13 protein-coding genes, 2 tRNA genes and 1 pseudogene are annotated in these 14,439 nt (G+C 75.1%); 6 read left to right on the top strand and 10 right to left on the bottom strand.

What is annotated here, in order from left to right; genetic code table 11:
• Nucleotides 1-60: 60 nt before the first annotated feature.
• Nucleotides 61-267: a hypothetical protein gene (locus tag REH70_RS05640; RefSeq protein ID WP_310753071.1), complete on the bottom strand. Its 207-nt coding sequence runs from the start codon at nt 265-267 to the stop codon at nt 61-63.
• 145 nt (nt 268-412) lie between these two features.
• On the opposite strand from REH70_RS05640, the pseudogene REH70_RS05645 reads away from it, so the two are divergent.
• A pseudogene (locus tag REH70_RS05645) lies at nt 413-1,919 on the top strand (dihydrolipoyl dehydrogenase family protein).
• Between the two features lie 103 nt (nt 1,920-2,022).
• Here the strand turns inward: REH70_RS05645 and REH70_RS05650 are convergent.
• From REH70_RS05650 to REH70_RS05660, 3 genes are all read right to left on the bottom strand, one after another.
• Nucleotides 2,023-3,039 carry a glycine betaine ABC transporter substrate-binding protein gene (locus tag REH70_RS05650; protein WP_310753073.1) on the bottom strand — a complete coding sequence of 339 codons (1,017 nt, stop codon included), beginning with the start codon at nt 3,037-3,039 and terminating at the stop codon, nt 2,023-2,025.
• A 187-nt stretch (nt 3,040-3,226) separates the two neighbouring features.
• Nucleotides 3,227-3,970, bottom strand: a complete 744-nt coding sequence (locus REH70_RS05655; protein ID WP_310753076.1) for an ABC transporter permease subunit — start codon at nt 3,968-3,970, stop codon at nt 3,227-3,229.
• A complete protein-coding gene (locus REH70_RS05660; RefSeq protein ID WP_310753078.1) occupies nt 3,943-4,623 on the bottom strand; it encodes an ABC transporter permease subunit in 681 nt (226 codons plus the stop codon). Before REH70_RS05660 ends, REH70_RS05655 begins: the two co-directional genes overlap by 28 nt.
• 86 nt (nt 4,624-4,709) lie before the next feature.
• Here REH70_RS05660 and REH70_RS05665 point away from each other — a divergent pair, with 86 nt between their 5' ends.
• Both REH70_RS05665 and REH70_RS05670 read left to right on the top strand, forming a co-directional pair.
• On the top strand, nt 4,710-5,813 hold the full coding sequence (locus REH70_RS05665; RefSeq protein ID WP_310753080.1) for an ATP-binding cassette domain-containing protein: 1,104 nt from the start codon (nt 4,710-4,712) through the stop codon (nt 5,811-5,813).
• A 43-nt stretch (nt 5,814-5,856) separates the two neighbouring features.
• Entirely contained in the window at nt 5,857-6,768 is a 912-nt protein-coding gene (locus REH70_RS05670) for a hypothetical protein (protein WP_310753082.1), read from the top strand.
• A 119-nt stretch (nt 6,769-6,887) separates the two neighbouring features.
• Here REH70_RS05670 and REH70_RS05675 read toward each other — a convergent pair.
• Nucleotides 6,888-6,961 (bottom strand) — tRNA-His (locus REH70_RS05675).
• A 117-nt stretch (nt 6,962-7,078) separates the two neighbouring features.
• Entirely contained in the window at nt 7,079-7,798 is a 720-nt protein-coding gene (gene orn / locus REH70_RS05680; protein ID WP_310754150.1) for an oligoribonuclease, read from the bottom strand.
• Here orn and REH70_RS05685 point away from each other — a divergent pair.
• Entirely contained in the window at nt 7,788-8,231 is a 444-nt protein-coding gene (locus REH70_RS05685) for a hypothetical protein (RefSeq protein ID WP_310753084.1), read from the top strand. The genes orn and REH70_RS05685 overlap by 11 nt on opposite strands.
• Complete coding sequence (locus REH70_RS05690) at nt 8,201-8,650, top strand: phosphatase PAP2 family protein (protein WP_310753086.1); 450 nt, start codon at nt 8,201-8,203, stop codon at nt 8,648-8,650. The genes REH70_RS05685 and REH70_RS05690 overlap by 31 nt, the downstream gene beginning before the upstream one ends.
• 113 nt (nt 8,651-8,763) lie before the next feature.
• Here the strand turns inward: REH70_RS05690 and REH70_RS05695 are convergent, their stop codons facing one another.
• A complete protein-coding gene (locus tag REH70_RS05695) occupies nt 8,764-11,331 on the bottom strand; it encodes an efflux RND transporter permease subunit (protein ID WP_310754151.1) in 2,568 nt (855 codons plus the stop codon).
• Nucleotides 11,241-11,819, bottom strand: a complete 579-nt coding sequence (locus REH70_RS05700) for an efflux RND transporter permease subunit (protein ID WP_310754153.1) — start codon at nt 11,817-11,819, stop codon at nt 11,241-11,243. Before REH70_RS05700 ends, REH70_RS05695 begins: the two co-directional genes overlap by 91 nt.
• A gap of 197 nt (nt 11,820-12,016) precedes the next feature.
• On the opposite strand from REH70_RS05700, the gene REH70_RS05705 reads away from it, so the two are divergent.
• Nucleotides 12,017-12,424 (top strand): MarR family transcriptional regulator, encoded by a 408-nt coding sequence (locus REH70_RS05705; protein WP_310753088.1) that lies wholly within the window; start codon nt 12,017-12,019, stop codon nt 12,422-12,424.
• Nucleotides 12,425-12,455: 31 nt separating this feature from the next.
• Here REH70_RS05705 and REH70_RS05710 read toward each other — a convergent pair.
• Nucleotides 12,456-12,528, bottom strand: a tRNA-Arg gene (locus REH70_RS05710).
• A 105-nt stretch (nt 12,529-12,633) separates the two neighbouring features.
• The gene (locus REH70_RS05715) at nt 12,634-14,406 is read right to left on the bottom strand and encodes a SpoIIE family protein phosphatase (RefSeq protein WP_310753090.1); all 1,773 of its coding nucleotides are present in this window, start codon (nt 14,404-14,406) and stop codon (nt 12,634-12,636) included.
• Nucleotides 14,407-14,439: the final 33 nt, after the last annotated feature.

Genomic DNA, 14,439 nt, shown 5'->3' on the forward strand with positions numbered 1-14,439 from the left:
CGTGCCGGACGTGCGGGCGGCGACGGCGGCACGGGCGTCCGCCACGGTGGGCCCGTGCGCTCAGGCGGTCGCCGGCTCCGGGACGTCGCCGTCGAGGGTGACCACCCGCGCGGACCGGCGACGCGGAGCCAGGACGGCGTCGAGGGCCAGGGCGGCGAAGACGGTGGCGATCGGCCACTGCCAGGCCGAACCCAGGACGGCGAAGGTGACCAGGAGGGCCGCCAGGAGCACGCCGGAGACCTCCCCGGCCGTGCGGGCGCATCCCACGTCGCACGGGCCGAGCGTGGCACACCCGCCCGACTGCTGGGCGGCATCCGCGTCCTGACGGCGGGGCCCTGACGGCGGGGCCCTGACGGCGGGGCCCTGTCGGTGGACGATGGGTGGACCGTCACCGAGCACCCCGAGGAGCGCCATGACCACCACATCCGAGCCCGACCGCACCGACTCCGCCGAGCGCACCTACGACGTCGTCGTCGTCGGGGCGGGGGCGGTGGGGGAGAACGTCGCCGACCGCGCCGGACGCGGTGGCCTGTCGGTCGCGATCGTCGAGTCCGAGCTCGTCGGTGGGGAGTGCTCGTACTGGGCGTGCATGCCGTCCAAGGCGCTGCTGCGGCCCGGCGCCGCGCTCGAGGCCGCGCGGGCGGTCCCGGGTGCCGCGGCAGCGGTCACCGGCACGCTCGACGTGCCCGCGGTCCTCGCCCGGCGGGACTCGTTCACGTCGGAGTGGGACGACTCGGGCCAGGTCGAGTGGCTCGAGAGCACCGGTATCGAGCTCATCCGCGGCAGCGCCCAGTTCACGGGGCCGAAGCGGCTGGAGGTCCGGGACGCCGACGGCGCCACGACCGCGGTGGTCGCCCGCCGCGCCGTCGTCGTCGCGACCGGCAGCGAGCCGGTGATCCCGGACGTCCCCGGGCTGGCGACCGCCCGGCCGTGGACCAGCCGCGAGGCCACCGCCGCCCAGCACGTGCCGGAGTCCCTCGCCGTCATCGGCGGTGGGGTCGTCGCCGCCGAGATGGCGACGGCGTATGCCGACCTCGGCTCGCGTGTGACGGTCCTGGTCCGCGGCGACGGACTGCTGCCCGGCATGGAGCCGTTCGCGGGGCAGGCGGTCGCGGACGCGCTCGTCGCCCGGGGGTGGACGTCCGCTTCGGCACCGAGGCGCAGCGCGTGACGCGCGACGACGACGGCGTCCACCTCGACCTCACGTCGGGCGACACCCTGGTCGCCGAGGAGGTCCTCGTCGCCACCGGCCGCCGTCCGCGGACGGCCGACCTCGGCCTGGGGGCGCTCGGTCTCGAGGAGGGGGAGCGCTCGCGGTGGATGACAGCCTGCGGGTCACCGCCGTCGACGACGGCTGGCTCTACGCCACCGGCGACGTCACCGGCCGGGTGCAGACCACGCACCAGGGCAAGTACGACGCCCGCGTCGCGGGGGACGTCATCGCCGCCCGGTTCGCGCCGGACGGCGGCCCCGTGACGGGCGACGGCCCCACCGCGGGTGCGGCGCCGGCGGACGCGGAGTCCGGCGGCGCGTGGAGCCGGTGGCGCGCGACGGCCGACCACGAGGCCGTCCCGCAGGTCGTGTTCACACGACCCGAGGTCGCCGCCGTCGGGCTCACCGAGGCGCAGGCGCGCGACGCCGGGTACCCCGTGCGGGTCGTGGAGTACGCGCTCGGCTCGGTCGCCGGGGCGTCGCTGTACGCCGAGGGGTACGAGGGCACGGCGTCGCTCGTGGTCGACACCGACCGCGAGGTGATCCTGGGCGCGACCTTCGTCGGGCCCGAGGTGGCCGAGCTGCTGCACGCCGCGACGATCGCCGTCGTCGGGCAGGTGCCGCTCGGCCGGCTGTGGCACGCGGTGCCGGCCTACCCCACGGTCAGCGAGGTGTGGTTGCGGCTGCTCGAGAGCTACGGGCTGTAGGCGCGGGCCGTCGACGCGGGCTGTCGACGCGCCGGAGCCCGGCTCGCCGTGGGCGAGCCGGGCTCCGTGGTCCGGCGGGGCGGCGTCGAGCGCCCCGGGGGCGTCAGCCGGCGAGCGCGGCGTCCGAGGAAAACACGAGCCCGACGGCGATCTCGCCCTGCTGCAGGGCGGTCTTGGTCAGCGGGCCACCGGCGTCCAGCGAGACGAACTCGGCGACCTCGAGGCCGTAGGTGTCCTCCAGGCCCGGCTGGCAGAACGGGCGCTCCGGGCACTCCGGCGGGCCACCGAGGACGACGCCGCCGCACGTCTCGGCGAGCTCGCTCAGCGTCGCGACGCCGTACTCCTCGGCGAACGCCGTGGTGACCGCGAAGGCGTTCTGGTCCTGCGCCTGCGACGGCGTGCCGAACACGAGGCCAGCACCGGTGCCCAGCTCGGTCAGCGCGGTCACGGTCGCGTCCAGGTCCGAGCTCGCGACGGCCGGCGCGTCGGCCCCGTTCGCGCCCTTGTTGAGGAACTCGGTGAGCGTGCCGACGTACTCGGGCACGACGGTGAGCTCCCCGGCGCGCAGCGCGGGCTCGTAGGTCTCGCGGTTGCCGATGGCCTGCGTCGAGGCGTCGTACCCGGCCGCACGGAGCGTCCCCGCGTACAGCTCGGCGAGCGTCGCGCTCTCGGAGAAGTTCCCCGCACCGACGACGACGGTGCGGCCCTCGCCGACGGCGTCCTGGGTGCTCAGCCCGGTCTCGGCGAGGTACGCCTCGGCGACCTGCGTCGACGTCTGCCGCTGCACGTCGACGGCGCTGTTGAGCTCGATGAGGGTGGGGGTGTCCAGGGTCGCGGAGACTTCGTCGAGCAGCGGGACGAGGTTCGGGTCGGCCGCGGCGGCCTCCGCGTTGACCGCGGGGATGATGTTGTCGACCGTCTGCAGGCCCTGGTCGTCGTCGAGCACGACGAGCTGCTCCCCGGCGACGGGCTCGCACGCGGCGGCGTCCGCGCCCTGGGTCGCGGCCGGTGCGGGCGTCGCGGGAGCGGCGGTGCCGGACGACCCGCCCTCGCCGCACGCGGCGGTGAGGGTGAGCACGCCGATCGCGAGCAGGGACATCAGGGGGCGTCGTGCGGTCATGGTGGCTCCGTAGGTCGTGCTGCGCGGGCGGCGTCCGGGGAACATTGGACCCCGGACGGCAGACCACGGCAACGGCCCACGGTGTGCGCGGGGTCACACCGCCGCACCGCGCCGTCGGCGGACCGGTGCCGGGGCTCCGGCGTGCCGGTGCGCGGCCCGTGTGAGGCGCCCGTGTGAATCGCCGGTGTCAGGCGCCGGGGGCGGGCGCCCCGGTGCCCACCCGGGAGCGGCGCGCCGGCCGCAGCCCGGCCGGCGTCACGGCGCGCTGCACGAGGGCGAGGACGGCCTCGGCGAGCAGGCACACGCCCGCCACCAGGACCGCCCCGGCGAGCACCTGCCCGAACCGGCGGTTGGCGAACCCCGAGACGATGATCGTGCCCAGACCGCCCCCGCCGACCAGCGCCGCCAGCGGCACGGTCGCCACCACCTGGACCGCCGCGGTCCGCAGACCCGCCGCGAGCAGCGGGACCGCCAGCGGCAGCTCCATGCGCAGCAGCGACCGCGCCGGGGTCAGACCCATCCCGTGGGCGGCGTCGCGCACGTCCGGGTCGACGCCCATGACCCCGGTGTAGGCGTTGGTGAGGATGGGCGGGATCGCGAACACCGCGGCCGCGAGCACCGTGGCCCTGTTGCCGAAGCCGATCGCGGTCGAGGCGAAGATGAGCAGCAGCGCGAGCGTCGGCAGCGCGCGCGAGGCGTTCGCGACGACGACCGCGACCCCGCCGCCGCGCCGGACGTGCCCGAGCCAGATGCCGACCGGCAGCGCGACCGCCGCGGCGAGCAGCACGGCGAGCGCGGACATGCCCAGGTGCTCGGCGAAGCGCGCGGGTACGCCCGCCGGCCCCGACCAGTTGAACGGGTCGTTGAGCCAGGTGATCGCGTCGCCGACCACCGACGTGCGGTTCACCGCGGGCTCCGGGTCCGCAGCCACGGCGTCACCGCGTGCCCGACGACGCGCAGCAGGACGTCGGCGACCAGGGCGAGCGCCACGCACAGGACCGTCGCGGTGAGGATCTCCGCGTGGTAGTCGCTCTGGAAGCCGCGGAACAGCAGCTGCCCCAGGCCGCCGTACCCGACCACCACGCCGATGGTGACGAGCGCGACCGTGGTCACGGTGGCCAGCCGCAGCCCGGCGACCACGGCCGGGGTCGCGTGCGGCAGCTCGACGGTCAGCAGCATCCGCAGCCGCCGGTAGCCGAGCCCGCGGGCGGCGTCGCGCACCTCCTCCGGCACGCCCTGCAGCCCGACGAGCACGTTGCGCACCAGGACGAGCAGCGCGTACATGACCAGGCCGATGAGCACGGTGAGCCGCGCGTCGAGCAGGAACGGGTAGAGGAGCGCGAACAGGGCCAGGGACGGGACGGTGTACAGCGCGCCGGACACCCCGAGGATCGCCCCGGCCAGGCGCGGCCGCAGGTGCGCGACCACCGCCAGCGGGACGGCGACGGCGGTCGCGATGGCCACCGCCTGCAGCGTCAGGCCGACGTGCTGGCCGAGCGCGTCGGTGATGTCACCGAGGTTGTCCTGGACGTAGCGCCAGGACACCCACGGGTTCGGGGTGGCGTCGGCCGGGCTCGCGGTCACGGTCCGGACGCTACCGGCAGCGGGTCCCGGTCCGCGGGTCGGGGACCGGCGGCGGGTCAGCACGCCCGGCCGGTAGCGTGCGTCGGGTGACCGACGCCGGGCAGCCCGTCATCCGCTACGAGCGGGTGCGCAAGGAGTACGACGACGGCACGGTCGCCGTCGAGGAGCTCGACCTCGACGTCGCCGCGCACGAGCTGCTCGCGCTCGTCGGCCCGTCCGGGTGCGGCAAGTCCACGACCCTGCGGATGGCGAACCGCCTCGTGGAGCCGACGTCCGGCCGGGTGCTCGTCGAGGGCGAGGACATCGCCGGCACCGACCCGGTCGAGCTGCGCCGCCGCATGGGGTACGTCATCCAGAACGTCGGGCTGTTCCCGCACCGGACCGTCGAGCAGAACGTCGCGACGGTCCCGCACCTGCTCGGGTGGGCGCGCGAGCGCACCCGGGGCCGGGTGGCGGACCTGCTCGAGCTCGTCGGCCTGGCGCCCGGCACGTACGCGCGGCGCTACCCGCACCAGCTCTCCGGCGGCGAGCGCCAGCGAGTGGGCGTCGCGCGGGCGCTCGCGGCTGACCCGCCGGTGCTGCTCATGGACGAGCCGTTCGGCGCGGTCGACCCGGTGGGCCGGCGGCGCCTGCAGATGGAGTTCGGCCGGATCCGGCGCGAGCTGGGCACGACGGTCGTCCTGGTGACGCACGACATCGACGAGGCGGTCCGGCTTGCCGACCGCGTCGCGGTGTTCAGCCGCGGCGGCCACCTCGAGCAGCTCGCCGATCCGGTGCGGCTGCTCGCGCGTCCGGCGACGGCGATGGTCGCGGACTTCGTCGGCCGCGGCGCCGCCGTGCGGCTGCTCGGGCTGGGCCGCCTGGGGCGCGCGGACGTGCGGCCCGACGGCGGGTTGGGTGCCGGGCGCGCGGGCGACGGCGGGGGAGGCGACGGGACGAGCGCGACCGACGCCGTGGTCCTCGGGGCGCCGCTCGACGAGGTGCTCGGTGCGCTGGCGACCGCACCCGGCGGGGCGCTGCCTGTGCGGGACGACGCCGGCGGCGTCGTCGGTGTCGTCACGGCCGATGCCGTCCTCGCGTCGGTGCGGCGCATGACCGACGGCGCTGCGGACGGCGCGGACGGCGCGGACGGCGCGGGCGGCGCGGGTGGCGTCGAGCCGGCCGGTGTGCGCCAGGACCGTCCGGCGTAGGCCCGGACCGGTCGCTGTCGGCGGGTGTCGGTAGCCTGCGCGCATGACCTCCCCGCGGATCGCCCTCGCCACCTGCTCGACGTTCCCCGACCTCGACGCCGACGACGCCCCCGTGCTCGCCGCGCTCGCCGACCGGGGCGTCGACGCGGTCGCCGCCGTCTGGGACGACGCCGAGGTGGACTGGAGCACGTTCGACCTGGTCGTCGTCCGCAACACCTGGGACTACTCGCCGCGGCGCGAGGAGTTCCTCGCCTGGGCCGAGGCGCTGCCGGCGGTCGCGAACCCGGCGTCCGTCCTGGCCTGGAACACCGACAAGGCGTACCTGCGCGAGCTCGCGGCGGCCGGCCTGCCGACGGTCCCGACCATCTGGCTCGACCCGGCGCGCAACCTCACCTCCCGCGCCGTGCACACCCGCTTCCCGGCCACCGGCCACTTCGTCATCAAGCCGACCGTGAGCGCGGGCGCCAAGGACGTCGGCCGGTACGACGCCAACGAGGCGGATCAGCGCGGCCTGGCGATCGTGCACGCCCGTGACCTGCTCCGTGCGGGCCGGCACGTCATGATCCAGCCGTACCTGTCCCGCGTGGACACCGCGGGGGAGACCGGGCTGGTGTACGTCGACGGGGAGTTCAGCCACTCCGTGCGCAAGGGACCGCTGCTCGAGGGCCCGTACCGCGGCGTCGAGGGCCTGTTCAAGCCCGAGGAGATGACCGCGCGCGAGGCGACCGACGAGGAGCGCGCGATCGCCGACCGCGTCGTGAAGACGCTCCCCGACGTCGTGCCCGGCGCCGGGGACGGGCCGCTGCTGTACACCCGGGTCGACCTGCTCCAGGGGCCCGACGGCGCCCCGGTCGTGCTCGAGGTCGAGCTCACCGAGCCGTCGCTCTTCCTGTCCTTCGCCGACGGCGCCCTGGACCGGTTCGCGGACGCCGTCGCCCGGCGGGTCGGGGCCTGACCGCAGCGTCGGGGTCGGGGCGCGACCGCAGCGTCGGGGCCCGACCTGCCCCGGTCGCTGCGACGGGACCCGAGATGCAGAACGGCGCCCGGCCCTCGGGCCGGACGCCGTTCGTGCGGGGTGGCTAACGGGACTTGAACCCGCGACCCCCTGGACCACAACCAGGTGCTCTACCAGGCTGAGCTATAGCCACCATGACCGGTCGTCGTGCTGACCGGCCGACGAGAAGTGTAGCGGTTCCGCGGGGTGCTCGGGCGCACCGTCCGCGAGGACCCGGACCCGGAGCAGTCGGTCCGGATCAGTCGGTCGATCAGTCGGTGGCGACCGGGGCGACGCCGTCCGGGGTCACCGTCGCGGCGGTCGCACCGGCGGGCCCCGCCGTCGTCGCACCGGCCGTGGCGGGGTCACGGCGCGCGACCGTGGTCGCCTTGACCTCCGCGGCGATCGCCTTGGCGGTCTTCGAGTCCGGACCGGGCAGCGGGACCATGAGGGCGGCGCGGTAGTAGCGCAGCTCGTCGATGCTCTCGAGGATGTCCGCGAGCGCACGGTGGCCGCCGGCCTTGGCGGGGGACGCGAAGTACACCCGCGGGTACCAGCGCCGGGCGAGCTCCTTGATCGAGGAGACGTCGATGATCCGGTAGTGCAGGTGCCGCATGAGCTCGGGCATGTCCCGGTCGAGGAACGCCTTGTCGGTGCCGACCGAGTTGCCGGCGAGCGGGGCGCGACCCGGCTCGGGGATCCACTCGCGCAGGTACGCCAGCACGCGGGCCTCGGCGTCGGCGAGCGACGTGCCGTTCGGCAGGTCCTGCAGCAGCCCGGACGACGTGTGCATGTCCCGGACGAAGTCGCCCATCTGCTCCAGGGCGGGCGCCGGCGGCGTGATGACGATGTCGACCCCCTCGCCCAGGACGTTGAGGTCGGAGTCGGTCACGACGACGGCGACCTCGACGAGCGCGTCGGCGCCCAGGTCGAGGCCGGTCATCTCGCAGTCGATCCAGACGATGCGGTCGTTGCTGCCGGTGCTGTTCACGGTCACGCGGGCCAGCGTACGGGGCGGTGCCCACCGGCCACCCGGGCACGTCGTCGCCCGGCGCACCGGCCCGCTCGCCGGTACCGTCGGCCCGATGCCGGCCCCTTCATCCCTGCAGTCCGCCCTGGCCTGGTACGCCCACCGGCCGATCCTCCGGGCTGTCGTCCCGGGCATCATCCTCCTCGGCCTGGGCCTCGGGCTGTTCGGTGCGATGTACGACGCCGTCGACGAGCGGGACGACTTCTCCCTGCTGGACCAGCCCGTGCTCGAGTTCCTCGTGGCCGCACGCAGCGACCTCGCCACGTCGGCGCTGGCCGCGCTCACGTTCGTCACCGGTCCGACGGTCCTGCCGATCATCGTGCTGGTGTCCTGCGTCGTGTGGGGCCGGGTGCGCCGGGAGTGGTGGCGACCCTGCTGCTCGCCGGGGCGATGATCGGCTCGACCCTGGTGTCCCTCGCGGTCAAGGGACTCGTCGCCCGTCCGCGACCGCCCGAGGAGACGATGTACATCCCGGGCTCGGAGACGACCGGCTCGTTCCCGTCCGGCCACACCATCGGGACGGCGACGTTCCTGTTCGTCGCGGGCTACCTCGTGGCCAGCCGGCACCGCACGACCCGGTCGGTCGTGGCGTGGCTGATCGGGGCGGTCGTCGGGGTCGCCCTGGTCGCGCTCAGCCGGCTGTACCTCGGGTACCACTTCCTCACCGACGTCGTGGCGGCGACCGGGCTCGCGATCGCGGTGGTCGGCGTCGTGACGGTCGTGGACCGCGTGCACGTGACCCGCGGGCTGCCGCCCAGCGAGCCGGACCCGGGCTGGAGCCCCGAGCCGCCGCCGGAGCTCACCCGCCGCTGAGCCGCCGGCCCGGAGGTCGCGAGATCGCACCCCGCCGCGAGATCGCACCGTGCACGGTGCGATCTCGCATGGACGGTGCGATCTCGCGGCGCCGAACGAGCGGGACACCCCGGTCACGCCGCGGCGTGCACCCGTCGTCGGGTGGTGCCGCGCAGCCGCTCGACCGCAAGGTAGAGCACCGGCACGAGCACCAGGGTGAGCAGCGTGGACGTGATCAGCCCACCGATCACGACGATGGCCAGCGGCTGGGAGATGAACGCGCCCCCACCGGTCAGGCCGAACGCCATCGGTGTCAGCGCGAGGATCGTCGCGGCCGCCGTCATGAGGATCGGCCGCAGCCGCTGCCGCGACCCGTCGACCACCGCGTCCCGCGGCGACCTGCCGTCCTCGCGGTACTGGTTGATGAGGTCGATGAGCACGATCGCGTTGGTCACCACGATGCCGATGAGCATGAGCATCCCGATGAGCGACGCGACGCCGAGCGGCACCCCGGTCACCAGCAGCAGGCCGAGCGCGCCGGTCGCGGCGAACGGGATCGAGACCAGCAGGATCAGCGGCTGCACGAGGGACCGGAACGTCGCGACCATGACGAGGTAGACGATCGCGATCGCCACCACGAGCGCGAGCCCGAGCTGGCCGAAGGCCTCCTCCTGGTCGGCCGAGACGCCGCCGATCTCCGCCGTCGCACCGGCGGGCAGGCTGAGCTCGTCGAGCTCGGCCTGCAGTGCCGTGGTGACCGAGCCGAGGTCGTCGCCGACCGGGGTCGCCGAGACCGTGACGCTGCGCTCGCCGTCGACGCGGGTGACCGTGGTCGGCACCTCGACCTCCTCGACGTCTGCCAGCTGTCCCAGCGGCAGGATGCCGGTCGCCGTGGGCACCGGCGTCGCGCGCAGGGCCTCGACGTCCGCGGGCTCGGAGCCGGCGGACAGCACGACGTCCAGGACGCCGTCGTCGAGCGTGACGGAGCCGAGCGGGACCGCCTGGATCGAGCCCGCCACGGCCTGGGCGACGCCGGCCTCGCTGAGCCCGACCTCGGCCGCCGCGGCGCGGTCCACCACGATCTGCACGGTGGGCTGCACGACCGAGGCGTTGCTGGTGACGTCGGAGACGCCGTCCAGCCCGCGCACGGTGTCCAGGACGCGCGCGGAGGCCTCGTCGAGGGCGTCGTCGTCGGTGGCCGTGACGACCACCTCGACGGACGAGGCGAAGCCGGCGTTGCCGCTCTCGACGGTCACGGTGCCGGGGGCGTCCGCGAGGCGCTCGCGCAGGTCGTCGGTGAGCGCGACGGTGTCGGCGTCGGGGTCCGTCGTGATGGCGAACGACGCGTCCGACCCGCCACCGAACAGGCCCGCGAACCCGTCACCGCCGCCGACCGTCGCCTGCACGGTCTCGACGCCGTCGACGCCGAGCAGCACGTCCTCGACCGCGCGGGCGGCCGCGTCCTGCGCCTCGAGCGACGCGCCGGGCTCGAGCTCCTGGCTGACGGTCAGCGTGTTCTGCCCGGAGTCCCCGAGGAAGTTCGTCTTGAGGAACGGTGCCATGGCGCCGGTCCCGAGCAGCAGGACGACGGCGACCACCACGGTGATCACCGGGTGCGCGATCGAGCGGGTCAGCACCGGCAGGTAGGCCCGCTGCAGGCGGCTGCGGCGCTCGTCGGCGTCGGCCTGCGCGCGCACCGCCTCGACGTCGACCGTGCCCCGCGGCGAGCGCAGGAAGACCGCGGCGAGGACCGGGACGATCGTGAGGGAGACGAGCAGCGACGCGAGCAGCGCGATCGTCACCGTGATCGCGAACGGCCGGAACAGCTCCCCGACCTGCCCGCCGACGATGGCGATCGGCAGGAACACCGCGACGGTCGCCAGGGTCGAGGAGGTGATCGCCGTGGCGACCTCCTTGACCGCGGTGAAGATGGCGGCGGCCTTGGGCTCGCCGTAGGACAGGTGCCGCTTGATGTTCTCGATGACGACGATCGAGTCGTCGACCACGCGTCCGATCGCGACCGTCAGCGCGCCGAGCGTGAGGATGTTGAGGGTGTAGCCGCCGACGTACAGGCCGGCGAAGGTCACGAGGATGGACAGCGGGATCGAGATCGCGGTGACGAGCGTGGAGCGCACCGACGTCAGGAAGACGAGGATCACGACGACGGCGAAGAGCAGGCCGAGCCCGCCCTCGGTGGTCAGGCCCTCGACGGACTCCTCGATGAACGGGGCCTGGTCGAAGACGACCGAGAAGGACGCGTCACCGCCGAGGATCTCCTCCAGCTCGGGGCGGATCTCCTCGACGGCGTGCGAGACGTCGACGGTGTTGCCGGCCGGGGTCTTGGTGATCGCGATCGCCAGGCTCGCCTCGCCGTCGGTGCGGGCCAGCGAGGTCGCGGGCGCCTCGGCCCGGACGACCTCGGCGACGTCGCCCAGTGCCACCGGCGCCGCACCTCCGAGCAGCGGCAGCGCGCGCAGGTCGTCGACGTCGCTCAGCCCCTGCCCCGCCTGGACGGTCAGCGTCCGCTCGCCGTCGCTGACCGTGCCCACCGGCAGCAGGGCGCCGTTCTGGGTCAGGGCGTCGCCGACGGCGGTGGGGGACAGACCGGCGGTCAGGAGCGCGAGCCGGTCCAGCCGGACCTCGATCCGCTCCACCGGGCCGCCGGAGACGGTGACGTCCCGGACGCCGTCGAGCGCGGCCAGGCGCGGGACGACGTCCGCGCGGACCCGGTCCGCCAGCTCGCCCAGGTCCCCGGGGAGGCGACGGCGAGCTGGACGACGGGGAAGTCGTCGAGGCTGCCGGCGATGACCGTCGGCTCCACCTCGTCCGGCAGGCCGGTCGTGGCGCTGCCGACGGCGGACTCGAGCTCGACCTGCGCGGCGTCCAGGTCGGTGCCGTACTCGAGGTTGACCAGCACGGACGCGACCCCGGTGCTCGAGGTCGACGTGATGCTCTCCACCCCGCCGACGGTGCCGGCGGCGTCCTCGATCGGAATCGTCACCTGGCGCTCGACCACGGCGGGGGACGACCCGGGGTAGGGCGCGACGACGGCGAGCGTCGGGATCTGCAGCGACGGGATGAGCTCGAGCTTGAGGGACGTCAGCGACACGACGCCGAAGACCGCGATGAGCACGGTCGCGAGCGACACGAGGGCGCGGTTCCTCAGGCTGAACTGGGCAAGGCGAGACATGGCTCTCCCGGGGAGGGCGGACGGCGGAGACCGGCGACGGTGCCGGGAGTAGGGTAAGCGCCACACTAACCGTTTGGCGGAGGCTAATGATTCCCGAAGTATGCGGCACCGCATCTCCGGCAGCGTCTCCGGGTCGTCCGGACGCCGACCCCCGGCGCGCCGAGCTGCTCGAGCGCCTGCACACCGACAGTCGCGCGGTGTCGGCGTACGCCGCGCGCCGCGGCATGGACTCGGTCATGTCCCTGCCCCTGACCATCCAGCAGCTCAAGGTGCTCATGCTCGTCGTGACCGCGGGCGCGGTCACCGCCCACCGCGTCGCCGACGAGCTCGGGCTGACCGCGGCGACCGTGTCCGGGATCGTCGACCGGCTGGTGGAGCGCGACCTCGTCATCCGCGACCACGACGCGACCGACCGCCGCGTCCGCCCGCTGCGCGCGACGCCGGCCGGCACCGCGATCATCGAGAGCCTCACCGAGATCGGGGCCTGGCACGAGCAGGAGGCGCTCGCGCTGCTGGGCACCGACGACCTCGCCGCGCTGGTGCAGGGGATCGGTGCGGTGCGCCGGGCGGTGGAGACCATCGAGGCGCGCGACGCCGGCGCGTAGGCCGCCGCGAGCCCGGAGCCCGGTCCCCAGGTGCCCCCAGCAGGACTCGAACCTGCAACCTACGGATTAGAAGGCCGTTGCTCTATCCATTGAGCTATGGGGGCCCGGGCCGTACGGCCCGTCCGGGTACAGAATCGCACAGGCCCCGGGCACCTTCGCGGGCGCGACGCCGCCTCGGGCGGAGCCGGCCGACCGCGGTGGCGGGAGCGCTACGCCGGGGTGCGCCGCAGCACGAGGACGACGCGGTCGTCGTCGACGGCGACCGACCCCGGCTCGCGGGCGAGGCGGTCCGCCATCGTCGGGGCGTCCTCGCCGGCCGCGGCGGCCGCGGTCGCGGTGAGGTCGGCCAGGCCCCGGTCGAGGTCGCGGGTGCCCTCGATGAGGCCGTCGCTGTAGAGCACGAGCGTGTCGCCCGCCGCGAGCGTCGCCGAGCGCAGCACCGAGCTCCCCGCCCCCGGCACGCCGATGCCGATGCCGACGGTCTCGAGGAACTCGCACCCGCCGTCCGACCGCACCACCAGGGCGGGCGGGTGCCCGGCGGAGGCGACCTCGAGGTCACCGGTCCCCGGGTGGTAGCGCGCGACGACGGCGGTCGCCATGAGGTCGTCGTCGTGGTCCGCGAGGACGCCGGCGGCACGACCGAGCAGGTCGTGCAGCGGCCGCCCGTCGAGCGCGAGGACGCGGACCGCGTGCAGGACGGCGATCGCGTGCTTGGTCGCGCCCCGCCCCTTGCCCATCGCGTCGAAGACGGCGACGTGCACGGTGCCGTCGGGGGAGACGAACCAGTCGTACAGGTCACCACCGAGGAGCGCCTCGGACGCCGGCAGGTAGGTCGCGGCGAGCTCGAGACCGGGCAGGTCGAGCGGCGGCGGGCTCACCGAGGCGGCGAGCTGCTCGACCTCGGCGCGCTCGACGAGCCGCTCGGCGGTGAGGTGCCGCAGCTGGCGCTCGGCGACCAGCGCCCGGTGCGAGCCGGAGACGTCGGTGAGGGTCAGGACCCACGCCGCCGCGCCGTCGTCGTCCACCGCGGCGAGGCGGAACGTGACCGGCACCGGGACGGCGGCCCCCGGGTCGGGCTCGACCTCGTCGGTGCCGGTCGACGCCGCCGCGTCCCGGCCGGCGAGCGGGCACCGGTCCGCCGGGTGGTGCGCGCCGGGGTGGACGGCGCGGTGGACGTCGCGACCCGTCAGGTCGGCCGCCGGCACGCCGAGCAGGGCGGTGGCGCGGCTGTTGGCGGACAGGATGCGGCCCTGGAGGTCGAGGGCGAGGACGGCGTCGCGCACCGAGTCGAGCACCACGCGGTGGTGCTCGCCGACCTGGCGCAGCTCGTCGCGCACGAGCTCGTCGAACCGCCAGCCCGCCAGACCCACCACGCTCGCCAGCGCGACGAACCCGCCGTGGATGCCCGCCCACGCCCAGGGGTGGGCGATCGCGGCCGCGTGGTTGTACGTCGCCTCCGGGTGGGTGGTCCCGATCACGCCGTGGTGGAGGATCACGAACGCGACTGCCGACAGGAACGGCGCCCACTGCTGGTACAGCGTGACGGCCGCGACGATGACGAAGAACAGGAAGTGCATCTCGATGAGCCCACCGGACAGGTGGACGAGCACCGCGGTCGCGAGCAGCAGGGCGACGGACGCCGCGGAGGCGGCCAGCGCGCGTCGGTGCGCCGGGATAGCCGTCGTGAGCCCCGCGACCACGACGAGGCCCACCGCCTCGAGCACGGCGTGGCCCCCGGGTCCGGCGACCACCGCCCAGGTGGTCGCGGCGAGCGTCATGACCCACAGGAAGGCGAGCACGGCCCGGTGGCGCAGCGTCCAGGACCGTGCGGAGAGGTCCACCCCGCGGGGCAGCAGCCGCGAGCGCAGCCGCCGCACGCGCGACGCCCGCGCCGGACCCGCCAGGAGCGGGTCGCCGAGAGGCTCCGCGGGCGGGGGGCCGACGGAGGAGCGCGGGTCGCGCCGCTCGGAGGTCTGGGTCATCGGTCGCAGTGAACCACGCCGCGGTGCCCCCGG

It is taken from the genome of Cellulomonas sp. ATA003 (genome assembly GCF_031582905.1).
In the GTDB taxonomy this organism is placed as follows: Bacteria; Actinomycetota; Actinomycetes; order Actinomycetales; family Cellulomonadaceae; genus Pengzhenrongella.